Annotated in this window: 27 protein-coding genes, 1 tRNA gene and 1 pseudogene; 17 read left to right on the top strand and 12 right to left on the bottom strand. The window is 68.3% G+C overall.

What is annotated here, in order from left to right; translation table 11 throughout:
• The first annotated feature begins 50 nt into the window (after positions 1–50).
• On the top strand, positions 51–452 hold the full coding sequence (locus NDI79_RS08220) for a hypothetical protein (RefSeq protein ID WP_310927991.1): 402 nt from the start codon (positions 51–53) through the stop codon (positions 450–452).
• A 14-nt stretch (positions 453–466) separates the two neighbouring features.
• On the opposite strand, the gene NDI79_RS08215 is transcribed toward NDI79_RS08220, so the two are convergent.
• The gene (locus tag NDI79_RS08215) at positions 467–1039 is read right to left on the bottom strand and encodes a hypothetical protein (protein ID WP_310927990.1); all 573 of its coding nucleotides are present in this window, start codon (positions 1037–1039) and stop codon (positions 467–469) included.
• Positions 1040–1103: 64 nt separating this feature from the next.
• On the bottom strand, positions 1104–2162 hold the full coding sequence (ahbB, locus tag NDI79_RS08210; RefSeq protein WP_310927989.1) for a siroheme decarboxylase subunit beta: 1059 nt from the start codon (positions 2160–2162) through the stop codon (positions 1104–1106).
• A gap of 103 nt (positions 2163–2265) precedes the next feature.
• Here ahbB and NDI79_RS08205 point away from each other — a divergent pair, with 103 nt between their 5' ends.
• Positions 2266–3339 carry an anthranilate phosphoribosyltransferase gene (locus NDI79_RS08205; RefSeq protein WP_310927988.1) on the top strand — a complete coding sequence of 358 codons (1074 nt, stop codon included), beginning with the start codon at positions 2266–2268 and terminating at the stop codon, positions 3337–3339.
• Positions 3340–3413: 74 nt separating this feature from the next.
• Positions 3414–4688, top strand: a complete 1275-nt coding sequence (locus tag NDI79_RS08200) for an amidohydrolase (RefSeq protein WP_310927987.1) — start codon at positions 3414–3416, stop codon at positions 4686–4688.
• Between the two features lies 1 nt (position 4689).
• Here NDI79_RS08200 and NDI79_RS08195 read toward each other — a convergent pair.
• The 4 genes and pseudogenes from NDI79_RS08195 to sp36 form a co-directional block, all read right to left on the bottom strand.
• Positions 4690–5748, bottom strand: a pseudogene (locus NDI79_RS08195) (alcohol dehydrogenase).
• A 75-nt stretch (positions 5749–5823) separates the two neighbouring features.
• Positions 5824–6801 (bottom strand): succinylglutamate desuccinylase/aspartoacylase family protein, encoded by a 978-nt coding sequence (locus tag NDI79_RS08190; RefSeq protein WP_310927986.1) that lies wholly within the window; start codon positions 6799–6801, stop codon positions 5824–5826.
• 59 nt (positions 6802–6860) lie between these two features.
• A complete protein-coding gene (locus NDI79_RS08185) occupies positions 6861–7934 on the bottom strand; it encodes a DUF7972 family membrane protein (protein WP_310927985.1) in 1074 nt (357 codons plus the stop codon).
• On the bottom strand, positions 7927–8139 hold the full coding sequence (gene sp36, locus NDI79_RS08180; RefSeq protein WP_310927984.1) for a Sp36 family protein: 213 nt from the start codon (positions 8137–8139) through the stop codon (positions 7927–7929). The genes NDI79_RS08185 and sp36 overlap by 8 nt, the downstream gene beginning before the upstream one ends.
• Positions 8140–8227: 88 nt before the next feature.
• Here sp36 and NDI79_RS08175 point away from each other — a divergent pair, with 88 nt between their 5' ends.
• Together NDI79_RS08175 and NDI79_RS08170 are read left to right on the top strand one after the other, a co-directional pair.
• Complete coding sequence (locus NDI79_RS08175; protein WP_310927982.1) at positions 8228–8740, top strand: peptidylprolyl isomerase; 513 nt, start codon at positions 8228–8230, stop codon at positions 8738–8740.
• Between the two features lie 72 nt (positions 8741–8812).
• Positions 8813–9175 carry a ferredoxin gene (locus NDI79_RS08170; protein WP_310927981.1) on the top strand — a complete coding sequence of 121 codons (363 nt, stop codon included), beginning with the start codon at positions 8813–8815 and terminating at the stop codon, positions 9173–9175.
• Between the two features lie 12 nt (positions 9176–9187).
• Here the strand turns inward: NDI79_RS08170 and NDI79_RS08165 are convergent, their stop codons facing one another.
• The gene (locus tag NDI79_RS08165) at positions 9188–10858 is read right to left on the bottom strand and encodes an ABC transporter substrate-binding protein (protein WP_310927979.1); all 1671 of its coding nucleotides are present in this window, start codon (positions 10856–10858) and stop codon (positions 9188–9190) included.
• A gap of 211 nt (positions 10859–11069) precedes the next feature.
• On the opposite strand from NDI79_RS08165, the gene NDI79_RS08160 reads away from it, so the two are divergent.
• The 4 genes from NDI79_RS08160 (at position 11070) to NDI79_RS08145 (ending at position 13196) form a co-directional block, all read left to right on the top strand.
• Positions 11070–11154: transfer RNA gene (locus NDI79_RS08160), tRNA-Leu, on the top strand.
• Between the two features lie 207 nt (positions 11155–11361).
• Positions 11362–12093 (top strand): tetratricopeptide repeat protein, encoded by a 732-nt coding sequence (locus NDI79_RS08155; RefSeq protein ID WP_310927978.1) that lies wholly within the window; start codon positions 11362–11364, stop codon positions 12091–12093.
• A gap of 58 nt (positions 12094–12151) precedes the next feature.
• Positions 12152–12328: a DUF8015 family protein gene (locus tag NDI79_RS08150; RefSeq protein ID WP_008384374.1), complete on the top strand. Its 177-nt coding sequence runs from the start codon at positions 12152–12154 to the stop codon at positions 12326–12328.
• Between the two features lie 367 nt (positions 12329–12695).
• Positions 12696–13196, top strand: coding sequence for a DUF5813 family protein (locus NDI79_RS08145; protein WP_310927977.1), 501 nt, complete (start codon positions 12696–12698; stop codon positions 13194–13196).
• 13 nt (positions 13197–13209) lie between these two features.
• Here the strand turns inward: NDI79_RS08145 and NDI79_RS08140 are convergent, their stop codons facing one another.
• A complete protein-coding gene (locus NDI79_RS08140) occupies positions 13210–13440 on the bottom strand; it encodes an Lrp/AsnC ligand binding domain-containing protein (protein WP_008384369.1) in 231 nt (76 codons plus the stop codon).
• Position 13441: 1 nt separating this feature from the next.
• Positions 13442–14128, bottom strand: coding sequence for a potassium channel family protein (locus NDI79_RS08135; protein WP_310927975.1), 687 nt, complete (start codon positions 14126–14128; stop codon positions 13442–13444).
• Between the two features lie 91 nt (positions 14129–14219).
• Here NDI79_RS08135 and NDI79_RS08130 point away from each other — a divergent pair, with 91 nt between their 5' ends.
• On the top strand, positions 14220–14453 hold the full coding sequence (locus NDI79_RS08130) for an Lrp/AsnC ligand binding domain-containing protein (protein WP_310927974.1): 234 nt from the start codon (positions 14220–14222) through the stop codon (positions 14451–14453).
• 38 nt (positions 14454–14491) lie between these two features.
• On the top strand, positions 14492–14899 hold the full coding sequence (locus tag NDI79_RS08125) for a hypothetical protein (RefSeq protein ID WP_310927973.1): 408 nt from the start codon (positions 14492–14494) through the stop codon (positions 14897–14899).
• Positions 14900–14905: 6 nt separating this feature from the next.
• On the opposite strand, the gene NDI79_RS08120 is transcribed toward NDI79_RS08125, so the two are convergent.
• Entirely contained in the window at positions 14906–15952 is a 1047-nt protein-coding gene (locus NDI79_RS08120; protein WP_310927972.1) for a thiamine pyrophosphate-dependent dehydrogenase E1 component subunit alpha, read from the bottom strand.
• 103 nt (positions 15953–16055) lie between these two features.
• Between NDI79_RS08120 and NDI79_RS08115 the strand changes: the two genes are divergently transcribed.
• A complete protein-coding gene (locus tag NDI79_RS08115; RefSeq protein WP_310927971.1) occupies positions 16056–16376 on the top strand; it encodes a DUF7991 family protein in 321 nt (106 codons plus the stop codon).
• 19 nt (positions 16377–16395) lie between these two features.
• Here NDI79_RS08115 and tmk read toward each other — a convergent pair whose 3' ends face one another.
• Complete coding sequence (gene tmk / locus NDI79_RS08110) at positions 16396–17007, bottom strand: dTMP kinase (protein WP_310927970.1); 612 nt, start codon at positions 17005–17007, stop codon at positions 16396–16398.
• Positions 17008–17157: 150 nt separating this feature from the next.
• On the opposite strand from tmk, the gene NDI79_RS08105 reads away from it, so the two are divergent.
• The 5 genes from NDI79_RS08105 to cofG all read left to right on the top strand — a co-directional run bounded on the left by NDI79_RS08105 (position 17158) and on the right by cofG (position 22360).
• Entirely contained in the window at positions 17158–18054 is an 897-nt protein-coding gene (locus tag NDI79_RS08105) for a complex I NDUFA9 subunit family protein (protein WP_310927969.1), read from the top strand.
• A 248-nt stretch (positions 18055–18302) separates the two neighbouring features.
• Entirely contained in the window at positions 18303–19484 is a 1182-nt protein-coding gene (locus NDI79_RS08100) for a tubulin/FtsZ family protein (RefSeq protein ID WP_310928707.1), read from the top strand.
• A complete protein-coding gene (locus NDI79_RS08095; RefSeq protein ID WP_310927968.1) occupies positions 19453–20241 on the top strand; it encodes a hypothetical protein in 789 nt (262 codons plus the stop codon). Before NDI79_RS08100 ends, NDI79_RS08095 begins: the two co-directional genes overlap by 32 nt.
• A gap of 62 nt (positions 20242–20303) precedes the next feature.
• Positions 20304–20948, top strand: a complete 645-nt coding sequence (gene cofC / locus NDI79_RS08090; RefSeq protein ID WP_310927967.1) for a 2-phospho-L-lactate guanylyltransferase — start codon at positions 20304–20306, stop codon at positions 20946–20948.
• 254 nt (positions 20949–21202) lie between these two features.
• On the top strand, positions 21203–22360 hold the full coding sequence (cofG, locus tag NDI79_RS08085; protein ID WP_310927966.1) for a 7,8-didemethyl-8-hydroxy-5-deazariboflavin synthase subunit CofG: 1158 nt from the start codon (positions 21203–21205) through the stop codon (positions 22358–22360).
• A 21-nt stretch (positions 22361–22381) separates the two neighbouring features.
• Here cofG and NDI79_RS08080 read toward each other — a convergent pair whose 3' ends face one another.
• The gene (locus NDI79_RS08080) at positions 22382–22990 is read right to left on the bottom strand and encodes a hypothetical protein (protein ID WP_310927965.1); all 609 of its coding nucleotides are present in this window, start codon (positions 22988–22990) and stop codon (positions 22382–22384) included.
• Positions 22991–23046: the final 56 nt, after the last annotated feature.

Below are 23046 nucleotides of genomic sequence, written 5' to 3'. Positions count from 1 at the left end.
CCGCCGTCGAGGCCGAAGCTACTTGTCCTGTCAATCGTTAGTGAAATCCGTTGCCCTCCAACGCGACGAGCGGAAGTCGGGACTTCAGTCCCGAGAACCGCCCGGTGTTCAACCTCCTGATGGCGGGACTCGTCACGCTGAGCGCCGGGGGCGGACTGTACGAGATGGGCGACGCCTCCCCCGTGCTGGTCGTCGCCGGATTCGCGGCGACGGCCGTCGGAGTCGGTCCGGTGGCGTCGAGCGATTTCGGGCGACGAGTCGGCGCGTGGTTCGAGGCCATCGGCGGCGCGGCCCGCGTCGGGATTATGCTCGCCCTCGGAACGGGCGTCGTCGCCGCCACACTCCGGTTCGGCGTACCCGTCGTGTGGACGCAGAGCGCCGTGTTCGGGTCGATGGTCGCGCTGGACTGCTATATCGTCTACAGAATCCTCGCCCACCGAGCGAAGCGCTGACCGTCGCGTCGGATTCATCCCGAAACGTCCCGTCGGTGCCGCCGGTGGGACTCGCGCAGGAGGCTGACGAGGAGCACCATCGCGAACATCCCGTCGAGACCGATGCTGACGACGGTTCTCCTGTCATACCAGTCTACCATCGAGACGGCGGCCACGGCGAGCAGCGCCACCATCGCGGCCGCGAGGAACGTCTCGCGCTCCCGGATAGGGTCGAAGACGGCGAGAACGGCGGCGACGAGGACCGCACCGTGCGTGGCGTACTCGACGGGCGTCGTCGGCACGTCGAGGACGGCGAACCCGAGAACGACGAACGCGGCGACGAGAAGCCACTCGGCGTCCACGTCCTCCCGGTTCATCGGGGATTTTCGCCGCCCGTTTCGTCGCCGTCCGTAGGCCGGGCGGCCTTCGTCCTCGTCAAACGGCGGCAGACCGGCTTCCTCCCACGCCTGAGTCACGAGGTCGGCCAGTCGGTCGACGCCGATGGTCTCTATCGCGGCGGCGGCCACGCGGGCGCGTTCTTCGGGCGAGCGGTCGTCGGTCGAATCGCCCGACTCGCCGCGTCTCTCGTCGTCGGATTCGGAGGGCACGCGCTCCCGGTTCGTGTCAGACAGCAAAGAAAATTCGGGACGGCGACTGGGACAACGGAATGAGTTACTCGTCCGACCCGACCAGTTTCTCGTACTGCGCGCCGGTCTGTTTCAGCGTCTCCGTCGAGTAGAGGCGCTCGTGGTCGAACGGCAGGTACTCCGAGGCGAGTTCGTCTATCTTCTCGTCGACGGCGTCGGCCTCCCGGCCGTGAATCATCGTGAAGAGGCTGTACGGCCAGTTCTGCTCCGGGCGGCGCGGCCGGTGGTAACAGAGCGTGACGTACGGCAGGCGACCCACCGCTTCCCCCCTCTCGTCGAGTTCGTCGTCGGGGACGTCCCAGACGACCATGCAGTTGGCGTCGAAGCCGGTGACGACGTGGTTGACGACGCAGCCGACGCGCTTGATGCAGCCGTCGTCGAGGAGTCGCCGGACGGCCGCGAGCACGCCCTCCGTACTCGCGTTGATGCCGGACGCGGAGAGCGTCTCCGCGATGTCGCGGTACGGCGTCGCCGAGAGCGGGAAGCCGTCCTGAATCTCGACCAGGAGGGCGGCGTCGAGGGCCGAGAGGTCCCCCGCCGCCTCCTCGGAGATGCGCGTGGCGTTCACGTCCGTCGCCGCGAGGCTCTCGCGGGCGAAGCGGTCGTCGTTGACGACCGGGAATTCGAGGTCGATGTAGTAGTCCGTCAGCATCGGGAGGTTCAACACCTCCAAGCCGGTGCGTTCCTCGATGTCGGCCAGAATCTCGTCGCGCTTCTCGCGGGAGGCGGCGGTGACGACGAACCACATGTTCCACTCGTGGTCCCGCCGGTAGTTGTGGTTCACCTGCCGGTGGTCGTTGATTATCGCCGCCACCTCGGCGAACCGGTCCTCTGGCGCCGAGACGGCCGCCAGCGTCGAACTGCCGATGACGGGGGGGTTCAACACCGCGCCGAACCGCCGGAAGATACCTCGCTCCGAGAGGGTTCGGACGCGCGCGAGCGCCTCGTCCTCGGAGACGCCGAGTTCCTCGCCGACGGCGCGAAACGGACGTTCGACGACCGGGAAACCGCTCTGGTACTCGTCGACGAGGCGCGCGTCCACGGCGTCGAGGTCCGAGCGCCAGTCGTCGGTCAGTGCGCTCATCGTCGACTATGAGGACTCGGTGAACGTACCTATTTCGGGTTCGAGCGGCGATTCAGCTCACGCTAACGTACGACTTTTCACGCGCGCTGTCCAACGTCAGACCATGTCACAGGTACCGGAGCGACGGGAGTTCGGGGAGTGGCCGCTGAAGCGACTCATGACCGAAGTAGTCGGGACGGGAACGAAGTCCGCCGAGGACATGAACCGCGAGCAGGCGACCGAGGCGATGCGGCGCATCCTCGCGGACGAACCGGACCACACGACGCTGGGGGCGTTCTGGCTGGCGAACCGCTGGAAGCACAACGTCGCCGAGGAACTCGCCGCCTACGCCGACGTGATGTGCGAGTACGTCGAGTACGCCGAACCTGACGCCGACCCGGTCGACTGCGGGGCGAACTACGACGGGAAGGGGGAGACCGCCATCCTCGGCGCCGCCGCGGGCATCGTCGCCGCGGGCGCCGGTACGCCCGTCGTCGTCCACTCGGGGGACCGAGTGCCGACGCAGAAGCAGGACGCCTACAAGCACGTCCTCGACGAACTCGGGATTCGAACGGAACTCTCCCCCGAGGAGAGCGCCGACCAGGTGGACGAGACGGGGTTCGGTTTCTACTACCAACCGGCGTTCAACCCCGCGATTCACGACCTGTTCGACCGCCGCGACCAGATGGGCGTGCGGACGTTCGTCAACACCATCGAGACCATCGCCAACCCGGCGAACGCCGACGTCCACCTCGGGAGCTTCTACCACCTCTCCTTCGCGAAGAAGATAGTCGACACCTTCGAGCGCTCGGAGACACTCGGCCCGCGCCGCGTCGTCATGTTCCAGGGGATGGAGGGGTACGACGACATCCGGCCGGGGTACACGAAGGTCGGCGAGTCCACCGACGGCGTGTTCACCGACTTCGAGATAGAGACGGCCGAGTACGGGATGGACTTCGAGACGGAGGACCTCGAGGTGGACCCCGAGGACGTGGCGGGCGACTCCGCGGCGATAACCGAGGACGTCGTCGCCGGCGACCGAGACGACCAGTTCGCCGACGCCGTCGAACTCAACGCGGCGTTCCGCATCTACGCCCGCGAGGACGCCGAGTCGCTGAGCGAGGGCCTGGAGATGGCCCGCGAGAGCCTCGACTCCGGCGCGGCCGAGGCGGTTCTCGAAGACCTGCGGGCGTTCTGAACCGGCGACACAGGCACCGCCACCGCGCTCTCCGCTTCCCGCGCGCTTTTTTGTCCGGACGGCGAGCGACGGGTATGACCTCGTTCGCCGACCTGACGCTGACCGAGATTCGCAGGGACCTCCACCGTCACCCCGAGGCGGGGTGGAAGGAGTTCCGAACCACCGCGCTCGTCGCCGAGGAACTGGACGCCCTGGGCTTCGACCTCTCGCTCGGAGCCGACGCCGTGGACGTCGCGGAGCGACTCGGCGTCCCGGACGACGACGACGTCGCCGCCGCGCGCGAACGCGCGAAGCGCGAGGGCGCCCCCGAGGAGTACCTGGAGTACATGGACGACGTGACCGGTCTCGTCGCCGAGAAGCGCTACGGCGACGGGCCGACGATAGGCGTCCGCGTCGACATCGACGCCCTCGAACGGTCGGAGGCGATGGACGACGACCACCGCCCCGCCCGCGAGGGGTTCGCCAGCACCCACCCCGGCGAGATGCACGCCTGCGGCCACGACGGCCACACCGCCATCGGCGTCGGCATCGCCCGCGCCTTCGACGAGGAGGGGTTCGACGGCACGCTGAAACTGTTCTTCCAACCCGCCGAGGAGGGCGGCCGCGGCGGCAAGCCGATGAGCGAGACCGACCACCTCGACGACGTGGACGCCCTGTTCGCCCTCCACCTCGGCCTCGACGAGGAGACGGGCACCATCGTCGGCGGCTACGACCGGCCGCTGTCGAACGCGAAGATAGACGTGACGTTCGAGGGCGAACCCGCCCACGCCGGCGGCGCGCCGAACGAGGGACGGAACGCCCTGCAGGCGATGAGCACGGCGATTCAGAACCTCTACGCCATCCCGCGGCACGCCGACGGGATGACTCGAATCAACGTGGGCCGGGTCAGCGCCGACAACGCCCAGAACGTCATCTGCGAGGAGGCGCGGATGCGCGTGGAGGTGCGCGGCGGCGACGCCGACCTGAACGACTACATGATGGCGAAGGCCGACCGCGTCGTCGACGCCGCCGCCGACATGCACGAGGTGGAACACGAGACGAGTCTGTACGGCATGACGACGACGTTCGAGAACGACCAGTCGATGGTGGACGCGGTGATGGCGGCCGCCGAGGGGGTCGACGGCGTGGACCAGATCTGCGGGCGGAGTCCGTTCGGCGGCAGCGAGGACGCCTCTTTTCTCATCAGGAAGGTACAGGAGAACGGCGGCGTCGCCGCCTACGTCGGCGTGGGCGCGAGCAACCCCGCGGGTCACCACACCGCCTACTTCGACATCGAGGAGGAGTCGCTGGACATCGCCGTCGACGTGGTGACCGAGTCGATTCGGCGGGTCGCGGGCGACCTTCGCTGACTTACGCCGAGTCCGGCACCAGCACGGACCGGAACCGAACTTCGTTCTCCATCATCGCCCCGTAGGCTTCCTCCGCTTCGTCCAGCGAGAACGTCTCGACCGTCGGCGTCACGTCGCGCAGGGCGCTGAAGTCGAGGGTGTCCTCGGAGGCGTGCGGCGTCCCCGAGGGCCACCCGCCGACGCTCCGCCGTCCGGTGACGAGGGGTTGCACGTCGACCGAGAGCGGTTCGCCGGGCACGGCGATGGTGAGCAGTTTGCCGTCGACGCCGACGCCGTCGGCGATGGAGGACATCGCGTCGGCGCTGGGCGCGGTGGCGAGGACGACCTTCGCGCCGCCCATCGACTGGAGTTCCTCGCCGGCGTCGACCTCGCTGGCGTCGACGAAGTGGTCGGCACCGAGGTCGCGGGCGAGGTCCTCCTTCTCCGGCGACGTGGAGACGGCGACCGTCTCGAACCCGGCGGCGCGGGCGTACTGGATGCCGAGGTGGCCGAGGCCGCCGACGCCCTGCACCGCGACGAGGTCCCCCGGCCGAGCGTCGGAGTTTCTGAGCGAATTGAACGTCGTGATGCCCGCACAGAGGAGGGGCGCGGCGTCGACGGCGTCCAGTTCGTCGGGAATCCGCGCCAGCGCCTCGTGCGGGGCGGTCAGGTACTCGGCGTAGCCGCCGTCGTAGTCGAATCCGGTCACTTTCGCGTTCTCGCAGGCGATGAAGTCGCCGCGGCGGCACGCCTCGCAGGTGAAGCAGTGCCCGCCGTGCCAGCCGACGCCGACTCGCTCCCCCTCTTCCCACTCGGTCACGTCCTCGCCGACGGCGTCGCCGGGCTACGCCCGGCTGCCCGAGGCGCGTAGCGCCTCGCTGTCGACGCGGCCGGCGACTTCGTGGCCGGGGACGCGCGGGTACTCCACGCCGGGCCACTGGCCCTCCTTGACGAACGCGTCGCTGTGGCAGATGCCGCAGGCCTCGACGGCGACTCTGACCTCCTCGGCGTCCGGTTCGGGGACATCTCGCTCGACGACTTCGAACTCCGCTCCGGGCTCCGGAATCTGGACGGCTTTCATCGAACTGAGATAAGGGAGGGACGACCGTAGGAGGTTTGGGCGATTCGCTTACTAGTTCGGTGCGCTACGCGTTCGCTACGCCCCGTCCAGCGGCATCGCAACGCCGACGAGCGTCTGGCCGGCCGTCACCGTCGCCTCGCGACAGACGGAGTAGACGACGCCGGCGCGGTCGGCCGTCGCCTCCTGTAACACCTCGTACGTCGTCGGGTCGTAGACGCGGCCGAGGTGGTCGCCCTCGGCGACGTCCCGACCCAGTTCGGCCTCGGGAGCGGCGTGGAACAGGCCGGAGTCGGCGGCGGTGACGCGCCCGAGGTGGTTCCGGGCCGTCGTCTGCTCGGCCGGGACTTCGGGGTCGCCGGGGAGCATGCCGAGTTCGCGCAGGACGTTGAACACGCCCCGGACGCCCGTCTCGACGGCCGTCTCGACCAACTGCTTGTTGTGCGCGAGTTCGGGCGTGATGGAGGGGATGCCCTCCCGCGTGGCGGCGACGCGGAGCTTCCCGCCGAAGTTGCGCTCGGTCCACTCGGTGTCGGCGTCGTCGCCCGCCGCCTCCGCGAGCAGCAGGTCCGTGCCGAACGCCTCCGCGAGGCGACGGCTCTCGGAATCGCCCTTCAGGTACACCGAGTGAGTCAGCATCTCGGGGCTGCCGGTGTGCAGGTCGACGATGTAGTCCGCCCCGCCGGCGTACTCCCACAGCGCCGCGGCCATCCGCTCGTGCAGCGACCCCTCCGCGTCGCCCGGCCAGACGCGGTTCATGTTCGAGTTGACCGAGTCCAGCGACTCCGGCGTCGTGTAGGAGACGTGGTCGAACGTCAGCGGGTCCGCGACGGGGACGGCGACGAGCGTGCCCGATAGCTCCTCGGAATCGAGTCGCTCGTGGACGCGGCGGAGCGTCTCGGTGCCGTTTATCTCGCGGCCGTGTTGGGCCGCTTGGACGTAGACGGTGGGGCCGCCGTCTCCGTCGGCGTCGCCCGGGTCGTACGTGTGGACCGTCGTCTCCACGTCGATTCCCGAGGGGAGGCGCGCGAGGGTGACCGTCTCGGCGGTGTGCATGTCCGACGGTTGGTGAGGCGGGGCTTTGTAGCTACGGAAAGCGGGGCGCGGTGTTCGCGCTAGCGCTGGCTGTCGCGGAGGACGAACGGGCCGATGGAGAGCGTCCGCTTGGCGACGGTGGCGATGCGGAGCACGTACGACAGGAGGAGAAGGAACGGCAGCACCGAGATGGAGAACGCGAGCATCGTCACCCAGACGATGTTGTCGACGGCGAGGAACGACCCCGTGAACGTCGTGTAGTCGACGAACGCCAGCATGCCGACGGAGACGAGCAGCGCCGGGATGGCGGCGTAGGCGACGAGTTGGGAGAGGCTGGTCAGCGCCCACTGGAAGTACAGCGTCTTCACGTGCTCGCGGGCGGGGCCGAACATGACGAGGGCGTCCCGCAGGTCGTTCAGCGCCGTCCGCGTCTGCTCGTCGACGGCGTCGTTGTGCCGGGCGAGCAGTCGGTCCACCTCGAACACCTTCCGTCCGTAGTTGAAATCCAGCGCCGCCGAGAGGAGGTCGAACGTCCCGAACGTCGCGCCGTGCAGTCTGTCGAGCACCACGTCGGCGTTCTCGGACGCGCTGTCGCAGAACTCCGTCAACTCCTCGGTGGCGTCCTCGTCGTCGATTCGCTCGGTGGCCTCCTTTACGTTCGCGGCCTGAACCTGCGCCGCCGCGACGAGCGCCGAGAGGAGCGCCGAGGGGTCCGCCGGCGCGGAGTTGAGGCCGGTGAGTTCGCGGATGTACTCGCGGGTGTCCATCGCGCCGCTCATCCGCGAGCGCTGGTCGCCGAACGGACCGAGTTCCTGGGAGATGACCACCTGCGTGATGGTGACGACGAGGGTGACGCCGGTGATGGTGGCGCTGGCCATCGTCGAGAAGATGGAGTCCAGCACGTCGCCCGAGCGCACCGTCGTCAGGAACGGCGGGTCGAGCGCGATGCCGCCGATGACGAGGAGGACGAAGAAGAGGGCGGCGAGCACCCCCGTGGCGACGAGGCGGTTGGCCTCCAGGAGTATCCACAGTTTCAGTCGGGACTCGCCCGCCCGTTCGCGCATCGTGTTCGCCGACCCGACCGTCGCGTCGTCGTCCTCGCTCGGGTCGTACGTCCGGTCGAGAATCTCCGAGCGTTCGGTGCCGTCAGTCATGACGCTCCGCGTCGTCGGCCGGTTTCGGCCGTTTGAGGACGAGGTACTTCGTTCCCCCCTCCACGTAGTCGACGCCGCAGACCAGTTCCCAGCCGTCGTCGCCGAGTTCGTTCAACTCCTCGACGGGGTCGGACGCTTCCGCTCTCGCCGACCCGCGGGGCGGGCGGAGCGTGTGGTACTCCCAGCGCGTCGTCTCTTCGGACATACTGTGTACCCGGGATGCAACTGGTATGGCGTTACCGGCCGGCGGGCGACTCACCAACGTTTTCACTCCCCACCGCATCCGAGGAGGTATGAGCAACCCGACTGCGACGCTCCACACGACCCGAGGCGACATCGTCGTCGAACTGTTCGAAGAGCGCGCGCCGCGGACGGTGGAGAACTTCATCGGCCTCGCGACGGGCGAGAAGGAGTGGAAAGACCCCGAGACCGGCGAGGAGCGGACGGACTCGCTGTACGAGGGCACCGTCTTCCACCGCGTCATCAGCGACTTCATGATTCAGGGCGGGGACCCCGAGGGGACCGGCCGCGGCGGCCCCGGCTACCAGTTCGACGACGAGTTCCACGACGAACTGCGCCACGACAGCGCGGGCAAGCTGTCGATGGCCAACAGCGGTCCGAACACGAACGGCTCGCAGTTCTTCATCACCCTCGACGCCCAACCGCACCTCGACGACCGCCACGCCGTCTTCGGCGAGGTCGTCGAGGGGATGGACGTGGTCGAGGAAATCGGGTCGCTCCCGACGGACCGCAACGACAAGCCGATGAAGGACGTCGAAATCGAGTCCGTCGACGTCGACCGATAACCGCTCTCGCCCCCTTCTCGATTCGACGCGCTAACCGACAGCGCAAAGTCCGCCTCTCCGCTAGGTGACCCCATGAGCGACTCCGAAGACGCGGAGAACGCCGACGGGCCACTCCGCCCGAGCGACGTGGGCGACGAGGCGAACGCGCCGCCGATAGACGAGAAGCCCTACAAGATAATCTTCGAGGCGAACAAGTGCTTCGGGGCGGGCCGGTGCGCCGAAGTCGCCGACAACTGGGAGATGGACATGGCGTCGGGGCTCGCCCGGCCGAAGTCGTACTTCATCGGCGAAGAGGAGTTAGACGAGAACGTCCGCGCCGCCGAGGTGTGCCCGGCGAAGAAGGACCGCGGCGTCATCCACGTCATCGACCGGCGGAAGGACGAGGAGATTGCCCCGGACCCGAACGGCGACGGGTCGCTGAGCGTCGACTGGTAGCGTCGCCGTCGATTACTCGTCCAGCGTGACCGTCCCGAGGGGGCCGGCCATGCGCGGGTTGATGCCGGAGATGGTGTGCGGGCGGAAGCCCTGCACCTCGTTCCGGACGCCGAAGCTGTTCTTGAGGTTGTACGCCGGCAGGTGCGGGCGGTCCTCCAGAATCGTCGTGATGGCGTCGGTGTACAACTGTTTGCGCTCCTCGCGGTCCGGGGACTCGCGCGCTTGGTCGAGTTGGTTCATCACCTCGTCGTTCTCGTAGTAACAGCCGTTGGTCGAGCCCTCTTCGGACTCGTGGAACATGTAGTAGAGGTAGCCGTCCGGGTCGACTTCGTCCACCCAGCCGAGCGTGTACATGTTGTAGTCGTCCTCGTTTCCGGTCGCGTACTTGTCGAGGAACGCCCCCCAGTCGAGACGCTGGACGGAGGCGTTCGAGAAGCCCATGCTGTCGAGGGCGTTCGAGACGGTGATACCGATCTGTTCGCGCTTGTCGTCCGGCGGGACGATGATGGTCCAGTCGTAGTCCTTGTCGACGCCGGCCTCCTCCATCAGCTGTTCGGCCTTGTTCTGGTCCTTCTCGTGGGGAATCTGGGACCACTCCTCGCCGGGGAAGCCCCACGACTCGATGAGGCTCTGCGGCAGGGGACTCGTCATGCGGACCCCCGCGGGTTCGACGTAGTTGGAGACGGCCTCGTCCATCGAGACGGCGTAGTCGATGGCCTCGCGCACCTTCTTGTCGGCCGTCGGCCCCTCGTTGCAGTTGAAGGAGAGGTAGTAGTAGCCGAGGCCGCCGCGCTCGGCGACGCTCGCCTCCCCGATTCCCTCGACCGTCGAGTACAGTTTCGGCGGCACCGTCTGGACGATGTGGTTCTCGCCGTTGCGGAGCGTCGTGACTCGGGTGGTGGGCTCCGTGATGGGCGTGAACTCCAGATTCTCTACCTCCGGGAGGGGGTCGCCCCAGTAGTCGTCGTACCGCCGCATGCGGACGTAGCTTCCCTCCTGCCACTCGACGAACTCGTAGGGGCCGCTGCCGACGGGCGCCGAGGTGTTGAACGCCTGCTTGTTCCCCTCGCGGACGGACTTCGGCACGGGATACCACGAGAGTTTGTGACGGAACGGCCCGAACGGGTACTTCAGGTCGAACTGCACCGTCGCCTCGTCGACGACGGTGATGGAGTCTATCATCGTGAACTCCGAGCCGTTCTCCGTCTCCTCGCGGCCCGGCGCGAGGAACGAGTACTTCACGTCCTCGGCGGTGATGGGGTCGCCGTTGTGGAACGTGACGCCGTCCTTCAGCGAGACGACGTACCGCGTGCCGCCTTTGCTCACTTCGGGTTCGCCGTCGGCGAGTTGGGGGGTCAGCGTCGTCCCCTCCTCGTAGGTGTACAGGCCGTCGAACAGCTGCTCGACCACCTGCAACGACGGGATGTCGTTGGCCTTCATCGGGTCGAGGTCCAGCGGCGACTTCGTCTGCGCGAAGTTGAGCGTCTGCCCGCTCGACTCGCCCGCCGACGTCGTCGCCTCCTCCGTCGCCGTGCCTCCGGGCCCCTCCGTCGACGTCGCGGTGCCCGCTTCGGTGCCGTCGCCGCCGTCGCCGCCCGCACAGCCGGCGAACCCCGCGATTCCGGCCGCGCCGATTCCCTGTAGCACCCTCCGCCTCGAACGAGTGTCGCTCTTTTCGGTCATTCTCTCGCGGATTGGCGGATGGGACGTAAAAAACTTGGCGCCAGAAGCGGGAATTTCCACCGTCTCGGACTGCGCCGCGACCGAAAGTAGACGAACGTCGCGGCGGAGCGGGGGGGAGGCGAACGGCTCGACGGTGTCGAACCGACCGACGCCGTCCCCGCGCGGCGGCGAAGCGAAACCATATTGGTGACGGCAGGAAAGTCCCAGACGAGCGGGGGTGGCTGAGCCAGGCCAAAGGCGGCGGACTTAAGATCCGCTCTCGTAGGAGTTCATGGGTTCGAATCCCATCCCCCGCACTCGAATCCGCGAGCGTCAGCGAGCGGTTCGGTTCTCCGGTGGGATTCGAAGCAGGGAGCGCAGCGAACGGAGTGAGCGAAGCGACCGTGGTTCGAATCCATCGCCCGACACGCTCTGTTCCCCACGACCTACGTGTTAGAGCCTCTGACTCCCGTTAGCCGACGCTCGCCGACGTGGTTATCTCCTCTTCGGGCCAACGTATAGGAATGACTACTAGAAACGACCGCCCGCACCGGTACTCCGACGGACAGGGGTTCGGCGACCCGTACGAGGGGTTCGGCCTCGGCGCCGACGGCCCGGTGGCCGACGTGGACCCCGTGGACGACTACGTCCTCGCGGACGTCGTTGAGGAGTCCCAGGTGCGCCCCGACGACGTGGACGTCGCGGCGCTGATAGAAGTGGGAATCGAGTACCTCGCCATCGAGCAGTACGAACAGGCCATCGACTCGTTCGCGCGGGCGGCGTTCTACGCGCCCGAGGAGTCGGCCGCGGCGGCGGAGGCGTGGGTGAGCAAAGGCATCGCGCACGGCGAGTTGAGCGAGTGGGACGAGGCGGCGAGTTCGCACCGCGAGGCGCTTCGCATCGACGCCGACGACGGCCTCTCGGCCGCGGCGGAGACGAACCTCGCGGCGGCGCTGTGGGAGTCCGGCGAGAGCACGGCGCCGTTGGAGCACGCCGAGGCGGCCGTCGAACGCGACCCGCGACTGGCCGAGGCGTGGTACAACCGCGGCTACCTGCTGAACGAACGCGGCCAGCACGAGGAGGCGCTCCGGTGTCTCGATGCGGCCGTCTCGCTCGGCCTGCGGACGGCGTGGGTCGCCGACGAGCGACGCCGGGCGCTGGAAGCGCTGGGGGAGTTCGACCGCGCCGCCGAAGTCGAGGAGCGGGCGCGGAGCGGTCTGGAAACCCGCTCGCTGAACCGTCTCCGCGAGGAGTGACTCGCGCCGCAACTTATTCCCGGCTGGCCTAATTACATCTCATTACACCATGTCGGTGATGCCCGCCAACGAACCCACGCGCTTCGACTACCTCCTCGCGGTGATGGGAGTCAGTCTCGCCTGCGCCGCCGTGTTGGGCGTCCTCTCTTCGGTTCCCGTCCACCTCGCGGCCAGCGCCGGGTCCATCCTCGCCGCGGGCGTCCTCGTTGGCGGGACGCTCGGAGAGTACCTGTAGTTCGGTAACGCCCCGTTCCGCTTCTCGACAGTTACAAAATCGACTCCCCGAGCGCCGTCGGCGTGCGTTTTTCTGCCTTCTGCCGGTATGTATCGACGTCGGAATAGGATGGACGGTACGCTCGGGACGTGAGTATCGTGGGAAAAGGTAGCGCCCGTTCGGGAACAGCCCGAACGGACGCTGCCGCCCTGAATTGGTCCCCGCTGACGCTTCGGCCCTCCAAAGCGAAGCGTCACTTGCAACCATGGCAGGCAACCACTTAAGCGTGCCGCACGCTCGCAAATTCGCCGGTTGCGTGCCCGCTCTCGGGAACGGGTCGAACGGCGGACGCGAGGGGCTTTTGTCCCGTGAACGCCTCCCGAGATTCATGAGCGAACTACCCGACAGGGCGCGGCGCGCCCTCCGCGACCACGACTCCTTCGAGGAGCGAGACGGGTCTGCCTACGAGTGGACCGCGACGGCGTTCGACGGCCGAGTCGACGTCGGAGAGAGAGAAGGGAAGATAACGTTCGACGTGACCGTCCGCGTGCCGATGCTCGGCGACGTCGTGGAAGGGGGAGTGGCGCCCGTCGTCGAGGACGGCTGGTACGAGACGTTCGAGTTGCGCGTCGAGGACGTGGGCGGCGTGACGAAGAAGGAGCGCGAACTCGACGTGGACGTGACCCGCGAGGGGACGTCGGCCGTCGTCAGAACGTCGTTCTCGGACATCAACGAGCGGCGGGGCGTCGAAGACGCCGGCGCCGTCGTCGACTACGTGGAGGGGACGTACGTGCAGGGGATAATTCCGGGCTACGAGTACACCGAACCCGTCGCGGGCCTCATCAACCGCGCGACCGACGCGGCGAACGGCGAAGGGACGCCGCTCTGAGTTCGGCCGGTCTCTAATCCATCGCGATGTACGTCTGGGTGTCCTCGATACCGGACATCTCGTGGATGGACGCGGCTATCTCTTTGACCTGCGCGGTGTCGTCCACGCTCGTCTTGACGATGAAGTCCACGTCGCCGGCGACGATGCTGACGCTCTCGACGCCATCGTGGAGGTTCAGCATCGAGTGTTTCAGCCCGTCCACGTCGCCCGTCGACGCCTTCACCATCACGTAGGCGGTCACCATCTCAGGCACCCCCCGCGGCGGCGGCGACGCCGCTCTCGCCGACGATCAGTTGACGGACCTCCTCGAGCACCTCGAAGTCGGCGAGGACGGCCAGTCGGTCGCCCGTCTCCAGGGAGTCGTCGGTCATCGGGATGCCCATCGGCCGGTCGGCCTTCCCGAACGCTATCACGCGCGCCTGCGCCGGCAGCGCCACCTCCTCGATGGAATAGCCGCGCATGGGGGAGTCGTCGGTGACCGTCATGAGGACGACCTGGAGGTTTTGTGCGATGTCCGCGATGGCGCGGACCGACCCGCCGAGCAGGGCGTTCTTCGCGCCGATGGCGCCGAGTCGCTCGGGGTAGACCACCTCGTCGACCTGGTCGGCGTACTGCTGGTACACCTCCTCGCGGTAGTCCTCGTCCACGCGGAGCACCGTCCGAAGCCCGTGATGCTTGGCGATGGAGCACGCCGCGAAGTTCACGTTCAGGTCGCTCGTGAGCGCTCCGAGAGCGTCGGCGTCGACGAGCCCCGCCCGTTCGAGCACCTCCTCCCGCGAGCCGTCGCCCTCCACGACCTCGAAGTCCGCCTCGCGGGCGCGTTCGGCCCGGTCCTCGTCTATCTCTACGAGCGTCACGTCGTGTCCCTCCTCTCTGAGAACACGGGCCGTTCGAAGCCCGACACGTCCTGACCCAATGATAACGAACCGCATGGGAAAGCGGTACGCCGTCTGAGATGAATAAGCTTCCCCCGCCGGACCGGTCGGCGCAAACGCTATGTCGCGTGCCGTGCACCAGTGTGCCATGGTACACGCCTACATCATGGTGAAGACGGGAGCGGGGGTCTCCGAGACGCTGCTCGACCCGATTCGGGAGTTGGAGACGGTGTCGGAGGCGCACGTCGTCGCGGGCGCGTACGACATCATCGCGGAGGTGGAGTCCGACGAAGTGTACGAGGTCCTTCGGACGGCCTCCAGCGGGATTCAGGGCCTCGACGGCGTCACCGACACGAAGACGTACATCTCGATGGAGGACTGAGCCGAGAGCTGAAGTACGGACCCGCCGAACCGTCGTCTATGTCGCACCTCCCCCGCGCCGCCCGGACGTCGCTGAAGACCGAAGCGTGGACGAGCGCCGGCGCAGCCGCGGTGTTCTTCGTCTTCGGCGGTCTGCACGTCGCGCTGTTCGGGCTGTCGCCGACGACGCTCCTCACCGCCTCGCTCGTCCCGGTTCCGCTCGGCGCACAGTTCGCGCTCGGGCAGAGTTCCCGCCGGGTCGTGGAGGTGATGACGAACCGCGGCGTCCGGTTCCTGTTCACCCTCTCCTTCTCGCTGTCGCTCGTGTTCCTCGCCCTCGGGGGCGCGCCCGGCGTCCGCCTCGGCGTCGTCTCGTTTCTCCTCGGCGTCGGCGCCGGAAACTACTACCTGTACGCCGTCGCGGGCGTCGAGTACGCCGGCGAGGAGGGGGGCGTCTCCGCCGCGTGAACCCCGTCAGCGCTCCAGTTCGTTCGGGTCGTGTCGCGTCAGGAACTCGCGCATCCCCTCCCGCTGAGCCACCACGTCCGGCGGTAGGGTCTCGTAGGCGTGCTCGAACACGTCGTCGGGGTCGGGTTCCGGCAGGTCCTCCACCGTCTCGACGGCCTCGCGGAGTTCCTCGTCGGCCGCCTCGTACGTCGACTCCACGAACGCGTCGTCTATCACGCCCTCCTCGCGCAGGAACTCCTCGACCCGTTCGAGGGGGTCGCGGACGCGCCACTCCGGCAGGTCCGGGTCGTCGTCGCGGTAGGCGCTCGGGTCGTCGGCCGTCGTGTGCGGCCCCCGTCGGTACGTGAGGCTCTCGACGAGGACGGGGCTGCCGTCGCGCGCGTCCGCCAGCGCCTCCGTGACCGTCTCGCGGACGGCGAACGGGTCGTTGCCGTCGACCTGCACGCCCTCGAACCCGTACGCCTCGGCCTTCACGGCGATGGAGTCGCTGGCCGTCTGTCGCTCCCGCGGCAGCGAGATGGCCCAGTCGTTGTTCTCGCAGAAGAAGACGACGGGCGCGTCGAACACGCCCGCGAAGTTCAGCCCCTCGTGGAAGTCGCCCTCCGAGGTGGCGCCGTCGCCGAAGCAGACGAGAATCGCGTGCGGGTCGTCGAGGTACGTCGCCGCCATCCCCGCGCCCGTCGCCAGCGGGATCTGCGTGGCGATGGGGACGGCCTGCGGGAAGACGGGTACGTCGTGGCCCGAGGTGAACTCCGGGTGGCCGCGGCGGAAGGCGAACACGTCGCTCATCGGCACGCCGCGGGCTATCTGGAGGGCGTTCGAGCGGTACGTCGGAAAGAGCACGTCGTCCTCGCGCATCGCGTGCGCGGCGCCCACCTGCGAGGCCTCCTGCCCGCGAAACGGCGGATAGCCGCTCATCCACCCGCGCCGCTGAAGCGCGAGCGCGCGTTCGTCGAAGCGCCGCGTCCGGACCATATCCCGGAACGCGGCGCGCGCGTCCCCCTCGTCGAGCCACGAGTCGGCGAGCGAGCCCTCGCCGATGAGTCGGTGCATGTCGGCCATCTCGCTGTCGTCCGTGATAAACGCCCGCGATTCGCGCGGGCGACCGGTCGTCCCGACCCGGGAGTGTAAAGTTCGCAGGCGCCCTACGTCCGGTATGGTCTCGGTCCTCAACCTCGTGCTGTTCGGTGTGGTGCTGGCCGGCCACACCCTCCTCGCGGCGGTGATGACGCGGTTCTTCCGCATCCGACTGAAGACGCAGTGGGGGTACGTCGTCTACTCGCTGACGCTCATCCCCCTCGCCCTGTTAGTCACGACGCTGGTGTTCACCGGCGTCCTCGGCATCGGGCCGAACCTCGGCGACCCGGTGGCGGCGCTGGCGGTGATGGTCGGCATGCCGCTGGCGCTCGGGTTCACCGTCGACACGCTGTACGTCCCGCCGCCGGAGGAGTACGACCTGCCCGAGACGGGGAACTGAGAGGTCGTTACGCCCGAGTTCAGTTACTCGCGCCCGCGCTCTCGCCCTCGCGGACGAGTCGCTCGACGCTGCGTTCGACCATCTCGACGACGTCCTCCGGGGGTTGGGTCGCGTCGACCCGGACGAAGCGGTGCGGTTCGGCGTCGACGAGTCGCTCGTAGTTCTCCCGCACTCGCGCCAGGAAGGAGGCGCGCTCGAACTTGTTCGTCGCGCCGGCGCGAGCGGCGGCCGTCTCCGGGTCGACGTCGAGGTAGATGGTCGCGTCGGGCGTCCGGGAGAAGGCGGCGTGGATGCCCCGGACGAACTCCAGCGGACGGCGCAGTTCGGAGTCTTCGAGCGACGCCGCCTGATAGGCGAACCGCGAGTCCGAGTAGCGGTCCGAGATGACGAGGTTGCCCTCGGCGAGAGCGGGTCGGACCTTCCGCGAGAGGTGGTCGGCGTGGTCCGCCGTGAAGAGGAACAGCTCCGCGAGCGGGTCGGCGTCCTCGTCGGCCATCGAGCGGTAGACGGCGTCGCCGTACCACGACTCGGTGGGTTCGCGGGTGAACACCGCGTCGGGGTAGACGTCCTGTAGCGCCTCCCAGACGGTGGTCTTCCCGCTCCCGTCCAACCCCTCCAGCGTGATGAGCATGCTTCGGAGTGAACGGTGGGGCGATTAAAACGAACCGAATCCAAGCGATAGCACGGGGGCATCGGTCAGCTCCGAATCCGGACGCGAAATCGAGGGACAACGGGCCCGAGCGGGGGTACATTTACGTCGTATCCGCGACAACTATAGGCGATGAAAGTTCTCGTCGTCGGCGGCAGCGGCTTCATCGGGACGAACCTGTGTCGCGAACTGAAATCGCGGGGACACGAGGTGACGGCCCTCTCGCGGAGTCCGAGCAGCGAGGACCTCCCGGCGGGCGTGAACAAGGCGATGGGGAACGTCACGGCGTACGACTCCATCAAGGAGGCGTTCGAGGGGATGGACGCCGTCTACAACCTCGTCGCCCTCTCGCCGCTGTTCAAACCCAGCGGGGGCAACGAGATGCACGACAAGATTCACCGACAGGGAACCGAGAACGTCGTGCGCGCCGCCGAGAAGCACGAGGTGGACCGGTTCGTCCACATGAGCGCCTTGGGCGCCGACCCGGACGGTCCGACCGCGTACATCCGCGCGAAGGGGCGGGCCGAGGAGATAGTCACCGAGTCCGTCCTCGACTGGACCGTGTTCCGACCCTCGGTGGTGTTCGGCGACGGCGGCGAGTTCGTCTCGTTCACGAAGACGCTCGCGCCCCCGTACGTGAGCGCCCTCCCCGGCGGCGGTAAGACCCGCTTCCAACCCATCTGGGTCGGGGACCTCGTGCCGATGATGAGCGACGCCGTGGAGGACGAGAAGCACGTCGGACAGGTGTACGAAATCGGCGGCCCGGACAAGATGACGCTGGCCGAGATAGCGAGGCTGATCCACGAGTCGGACGGCCGGTCGACCACGATAGTCCCCGTTCCGATGGGACTCGCGAAGATCGGACTCACCGTCGCCGGTTCGGTCCCCGGGTTCCCCATGGGCGCCGACCAGTACCGCTCGCTCAAGTTCGACAACGTCACCGACGACAACGACATCGGCGCCTTCGACTACTCCACCGGCGAACTGACGACGCTCAAGGCGTATCTCAACGACCGGCGCGAACGGTAGCGTCGGTCGCCGTCCGCCCGGTCGGAAAACCGGTCCGTTCGAGCCGTTAACGACACCGAAATGTCGGACTAACGGTGGACGTGTCCGTTCTCTGAACTAGCGCGGGGTCGGAGTGAGAACCCGTGTCGAGGCCGCCCAATCCGCCGTCCTCTGGAGTTATTGTAACATTTTTCAGACATTAATGCAGCGCAAGGTTTATGTTCGTGTTCGTATACCTGACAGTCAATGGTGAGGGGAACGAAGAAACGATGAAGCTCGCAATGATCGGATTCGGGCAGGCCGGGGGAAAGATCGTCGACAAGTTCGTCGAGTACGACAAGCGACACGGGTCCGGTATCGTCCGGGCGGCCGTCGCCGTCAACTCGGCGAAAGCCGACCTGATGGGTCTCGAACACATCCCGCAGGACCAGCGCGTCCTGATCGGGCAGTCCCGCGTGAAGGGCCACGGCGTCGGCGCCGACAACGAACTGGGCGCGGAAATCGCCGAGGAGGACATCGACGAGGTACAGGGTGCCGTCGACAGCATCCCCGTCCACGAGGTGGACGCGTTCCTCGTCGTCTCCGGTCTCGGCGGCGGCACCGGGAGCGGCGGCGCGCCGGTACTGGCGAAGCACCTGAAGCGCATCTACACCGAACCCGTCTACGGAATCGGCGTCCTGCCGGGCGGGGACGAGGGCGGTATCTACACGCTCAACGCCGCGCGGTCGTTCCAGACGTTCGTCCGCGAGGTGGACAACCTCATGGTGTTCGACAACGACTCCTGGCGCAAGACCGGAGAGTCGGTTCAGGGCGGTTACGACGAGATTAACGAGGAGATAGTGACGCGCTTCGGCGTGCTCTTCGGGGCCGGCGAGGTCGAACAGGGGGGCGAGGTCGCAGAGAGCGTCGTCGACTCCTCGGAGATCATCAACACCCTCGCGGGCGGCGGCGTCTCCACGGTCGGCTACGCCTCCGAGACCGTCGAGGAGAAGAGTTCGGGCGGCGGACTCCTCTCGCGCATCACGGGCGGGGGCGAGGACGAGCAGATAGACACCGCCCACACGACCAACCGCATCACGTCGCTGGTTCGGAAGGCCGCGCTCGGCCGCCTCACGCTCCCCTGCGAGATAGAGGGCACCGAACGCGCGCTGTTGGTGATGGCCGGTCCGCCGGAGCACCTCAACCGGAAAGGCATAGAGCGCGGGCGGAAGTGGATCGAAGAGCAGACCGGCAGCATGGAGGTCCGCGGCGGGGACTACCCCATCCGCAACTCCGGCAAAGTCGCGTCGGTCATCCTGCTGTCGGGCGTCACGAACGTGCCCCGCATCAAGGAACTCCAGCAGGTCGCCATCGAGGCGCAGGAGAACATCGACGAGATCAGACAGGAGAGCGACCAGAACTTGGAGAACTTAGTCAACGATGACGAAGACGAGTTGGAGTCGCTGTTCTAAGCTCGCCCTCGCGGCGCTGGTCGTCCTCGTGACCGCGGCGGCCCCCGCGGCCGCCGTCTCGGTCGGCGGGGACGACGTGCCCGAGGAGGCGCAGGTCGGCTCGAAGGTCACCGCGTCGGTGACGCTCGACGAACTGTACAAGAACCCGCAGTTGGAGTCGTGGACGCTCGCCGGTTCGACCGAGTTAGAGGACGTGACGTGGACCGTCACCTACTACGACCAGACCGGCGCGAAGGTCGGACAGGAGTCCTTCGACGGGCAGAACTTCAGCGGCGCGAACGTCGCCGCCGCCGACGGCACGAGCGAGGTGGAAGTGAGCGTCTCGGGCACCGCGCCCGAGGTGGAGTCGTACACGTACGACCCCGCCCAGTCGTTCGCGGTGCTGAGCCTCGAACAGACCCGCGCGGGCGGGTCGACGAACGACATCGACTCGTGGTCGGCGCACCACTTCACCGAGGAGAGCGGCGACGCGCGGGACGCCCTCGACGAGGCGCGGGCCGCCGTCGCCGACTCGGGCTCCGAGGAGGCACGGAGCACGTTCGAGAAGGCCGTCAGCGCCTTCGAGAGCGGGAACAGCTTCGGTCTGGCGACCGACCTGGCGGCCGACGCCGAGTCGCAGGCACAGCAGGCCCAGCAGTCGAGCCAGACGATGCAGATGGCCATCTACGCCGGCGGCGGGCTTCTCGCCCTCGGCGCCGTGGTGGGCGGCGTCTTCTACTGGCGCTCCCAGCAGTCCGGCTACGACAAACTGGGCTGACGCCCGGTCCGACCCGCGGCCGGACCGCTCTGTTCTTTGTTCCGGCCGACGCGGATGCAGTTATGCAGGTCGTCGTCCCGTACGCGACGCGTGACCCGAAGAGCCGCCTCGCCGGCGTCCTCGACGCCGACGAGCGCCGGGCGTTCGCCCGAGCGATGCGCGCGGACGTCGTCGACGCCGTCCGCGACGCGGGCGGCGAGCCGACGCTCCTGACGACCGCACCGCCGAGAGACGCGGGCGGCGGCGCCGAGAGGACCGACGGCGTCCCCGTCGTCGTCGACGACAGACCGCTCACGGACGCCGTGAACGACGCGCTCCCGGACGAACCCGGCGAGGCGGTGGCCGTCGTCATGGCCGACCTCGCCCTGGCGACGGCCGCGCCGCTGTCTCGGCTGTTCGAGACGGCCGGTGACGTCGCCATCGCGCCGGGACGAGGCGGGGGCACGAACGCCTTGGTCGTCCGCCACCCGGACTTCCGCGTCGACTACCACGGCGCGTCCTACCGCGACCACCGCCGAATCGCGGCCGACGCCGGCCTCTCGGTCGGCGTCGTCGACTCGATGCGGTTGGCGACGGACGTCGACGAACCCGACGACATCGCCGAGGTTTTCCTCCACGGCGAGGGACGGGCGCGCGAGTGGCTCGCGGACGCCGGCTTCGAGGTGGTCCTCCGGGAGGGACGCGTCGGCGTCGCCCGGTCGGACTGACGGCCGGCAGAAATATCAACTCAAGCACAGAACGTGGTCGGTGCGCGACGCGTCGGGTGTGCCGGGCGCCGGTACGAACGGGGAACGGCGCGTCGCGCGCGGCGCCTCGTCCGCGCGTGCGGACGGCGTCGTCGCAGGTGTCCGCCGCGGACTCGCCCGCGGCGTTCCGTCGGTTCGCGCGTCGCTCGGTCGCCGAGGCGGCGGGTCTCCCCGGAAGTGACACCCTTTTGTGCGTCGGCCGCGCACGCGGAATCGTGTTCCCCGCGGCCGAGAAATACGGCATCGAACTCGAACCCGGCGACGCCGACGTCGAGCGACTGCTCGCCGCGACGCCCGAGGACGTCTCCGCGGCGTCCGAACTCACGTTCTCTCGGAACGTCTTCCTCCCGCTGACCACGGCCTGTCGCTACACCTGCACCTACTGCACCTACTACGACGTGCCCGGGGAGGCGACGCTCATGTCGCCCGAAGACGTCCGCGAGACGCTTCGGCTCGGCGCCGACGCGGGCTGTACGGAGGCGCTTTTCACCTTCGGCGACGAACCCGACGAGCGCTACACGGCGATTCACGACCAGTTGGCCGAGTGGGGCTACGACGACGTGCTCGACTACCTCGTCGACTGCTGCGAGATGGCGATGGAGGAGGGTCTCTTGGCCCATTCGAACCCCGGCGACCTCTCCGAGGCCCAGTTCGAGCGCCTCGCCCCCGTCAACGCGAGCATGGGCGTCATGCTGGAGACGACGGCGGACGTGAGAGCCCACTCCGGCGGGCGGCGGAAGACGCCCGGTCAGCGGCTCAACACCCTCCGCGCGGCGGGCGAAGTCGGCGTCCCGTTCACCACCGGCCTCCTGGTCGGCATCGGCGAGACGTGGCGCGACCGCGCGGAGAGCCTCCTGGCCATCCGCGAACTGCACGAGCGCTACGACCACGTGCAGGAGGTCATCGTCCAGAACGTCGTCCCGAACGAGCGCTCCGACTTCGAGACGCCCTCCGTCGAGACGATGCGCCGCGTCGTCGCCATGGCGCGCGTCGCCCTGCCCGAGGAGATATCCGTGCAGGTCCCGCCGAACCTCTCGCCGACGCGCGACCTCTTGGACTGCGGCGTCGACGACCTGGGCGGCGTCTCCCCGGTCACCGACGACTACGTCAACCCCGACTATGCGTGGCCCGCGCTGGAGGAACTCCGAGATATCGCCGACGGCGCCGGCGTCCCCCTGTACGAGCGCCTGCCGGTCTACGAGCGCTACCTCCCGGAGCGACACCGCCGCACCGGCTTCGACGGCGTCGAGACGGACCGCTCGTGGCTCTCCGGCCGGGTCGAGCGCGCGATGGGCGCCGACGACGTGCACGGGGAGCGCTACCGCGGCGTCGCCCGCCGAGACGGGCCGCTAGCGGTCGGGTCGGCGGACTGAGAAGAGAACTCGCGAGGCGGGCTACCGTCTGAAGAGCGAGAGAACGGCCAGTACGGCGGTCAGCACCGGCGGGACGGGGAGGTTTATCCGTCCGGACAGCTGCGGAATCCGCTTTCTGGCGAGCGCGTAGACGACGCCGACGGCGAGCGTGGCGGCCGCGAACCCACGGACGGCGTCGCCGAAGACGACGACGCCCGGAACGAGGAGGACGGCGGTCAGCGCCAGGTCCTCGGGCGCGCCGTCGTATCTGGCCCACCGCTTCGGCGCGACCCACCGCTCGCGCGAGCGGAGGTAGACCCCCCGGTCGGTCGCCGCCTCCCACGGTCGGGCCTCCGAACTCCCGCCCGCGAGGTCCAACAGCGGATGCAGCGCCGCCGAGACGAAGAACGTCGTGACGGCGACGGTCGGCGCCGACGGCGCGACGACGGCCGCGAACGCGGTCAGGACGGCGAGCAGGGCGTACGCCTCGACGGCGTGCAGCGTGCGCCGGTGTTCGCCCGCCACCATGTCGAGGTCGGGAAACACGCTGCCCGCGACGGCGGCGGCGACGACGACGGGAGCGAACTCCGGCGCGAGGAGGGCGACGGGCGCGGCGAGGGCCACGCCGGCCGCGACGTGCGTCGGCGCCATCACGGCGCGCTCACCGCCGGGTGCGCGCGATGCGTCTCGAATCGGTTCATTCGTCA

It is taken from the genome of Halogeometricum sp. S3BR5-2 (assembly GCF_031624635.1).
Lineage (GTDB): Archaea > Halobacteriota > Halobacteria > Halobacteriales > Haloferacaceae > Halogeometricum > Halogeometricum luteum.
This window is presented reverse-complemented; position numbering and strand designations above follow the sequence as displayed.

What these genes read in the sequence shown, in the direction of transcription:
- cofC (WP_310927967.1), top strand. Translation starts at nt 20,304, where the DNA reads ATGCAGGTCGTCGTCCCGTACGCGACGCGTGACCCGAAGAGCCGCCTC.
- NDI79_RS08145 (WP_310927977.1), top strand. Translation starts at nt 12,696, where the DNA reads ATGAGCGAACTACCCGACAGGGCGCGGCGCGCCCTCCGCGACCACGAC.
- NDI79_RS08150 (WP_008384374.1), top strand. Translation starts at nt 12,152, where the DNA reads ATGCCCGCCAACGAACCCACGCGCTTCGACTACCTCCTCGCGGTGATG.
- NDI79_RS08185 (WP_310927985.1), bottom strand. Translation starts at nt 7,934, where the DNA reads ATGACTGACGGCACCGAACGCTCGGAGATTCTCGACCGGACGTACGAC.
- NDI79_RS08120 (WP_310927972.1), bottom strand. Translation starts at nt 15,952, where the DNA reads ATGCACCGACTCATCGGCGAGGGCTCGCTCGCCGACTCGTGGCTCGAC.
- NDI79_RS08175 (WP_310927982.1), top strand. Translation starts at nt 8,228, where the DNA reads ATGAGCAACCCGACTGCGACGCTCCACACGACCCGAGGCGACATCGTC.
- NDI79_RS08155 (WP_310927978.1), top strand. Translation starts at nt 11,362, where the DNA reads ATGACTACTAGAAACGACCGCCCGCACCGGTACTCCGACGGACAGGGG.
- ahbB (WP_310927989.1), bottom strand. Translation starts at nt 2,162, where the DNA reads ATGAGCGCACTGACCGACGACTGGCGCTCGGACCTCGACGCCGTGGAC.
- NDI79_RS08140 (WP_008384369.1), bottom strand. Translation starts at nt 13,440, where the DNA reads ATGGTGACCGCCTACGTGATGGTGAAGGCGTCGACGGGCGACGTGGAC.
- NDI79_RS08125 (WP_310927973.1), top strand. Translation starts at nt 14,492, where the DNA reads ATGTCGCACCTCCCCCGCGCCGCCCGGACGTCGCTGAAGACCGAAGCG.
- sp36 (WP_310927984.1), bottom strand. Translation starts at nt 8,139, where the DNA reads ATGTCCGAAGAGACGACGCGCTGGGAGTACCACACGCTCCGCCCGCCC.
- NDI79_RS08165 (WP_310927979.1), bottom strand. Translation starts at nt 10,858, where the DNA reads ATGACCGAAAAGAGCGACACTCGTTCGAGGCGGAGGGTGCTACAGGGA.
- NDI79_RS08205 (WP_310927988.1), top strand. Translation starts at nt 2,266, where the DNA reads ATGTCACAGGTACCGGAGCGACGGGAGTTCGGGGAGTGGCCGCTGAAG.
- NDI79_RS08115 (WP_310927971.1), top strand. Translation starts at nt 16,056, where the DNA reads ATGGTCTCGGTCCTCAACCTCGTGCTGTTCGGTGTGGTGCTGGCCGGC.
- NDI79_RS08095 (WP_310927968.1), top strand. Translation starts at nt 19,453, where the DNA reads ATGACGAAGACGAGTTGGAGTCGCTGTTCTAAGCTCGCCCTCGCGGCG.
- NDI79_RS08100 (WP_310928707.1), top strand. Translation starts at nt 18,303, where the DNA reads ATGAAGCTCGCAATGATCGGATTCGGGCAGGCCGGGGGAAAGATCGTC.
- NDI79_RS08135 (WP_310927975.1), bottom strand. Translation starts at nt 14,128, where the DNA reads ATGCGGTTCGTTATCATTGGGTCAGGACGTGTCGGGCTTCGAACGGCC.
- NDI79_RS08130 (WP_310927974.1), top strand. Translation starts at nt 14,220, where the DNA reads ATGGTACACGCCTACATCATGGTGAAGACGGGAGCGGGGGTCTCCGAG.
- NDI79_RS08170 (WP_310927981.1), top strand. Translation starts at nt 8,813, where the DNA reads ATGAGCGACTCCGAAGACGCGGAGAACGCCGACGGGCCACTCCGCCCG.
- NDI79_RS08200 (WP_310927987.1), top strand. Translation starts at nt 3,414, where the DNA reads ATGACCTCGTTCGCCGACCTGACGCTGACCGAGATTCGCAGGGACCTC.
- NDI79_RS08105 (WP_310927969.1), top strand. Translation starts at nt 17,158, where the DNA reads ATGAAAGTTCTCGTCGTCGGCGGCAGCGGCTTCATCGGGACGAACCTG.
- NDI79_RS08080 (WP_310927965.1), bottom strand. Translation starts at nt 22,990, where the DNA reads ATGGCGCCGACGCACGTCGCGGCCGGCGTGGCCCTCGCCGCGCCCGTC.
- NDI79_RS08190 (WP_310927986.1), bottom strand. Translation starts at nt 6,801, where the DNA reads ATGCACACCGCCGAGACGGTCACCCTCGCGCGCCTCCCCTCGGGAATC.
- tmk (WP_310927970.1), bottom strand. Translation starts at nt 17,007, where the DNA reads ATGCTCATCACGCTGGAGGGGTTGGACGGGAGCGGGAAGACCACCGTC.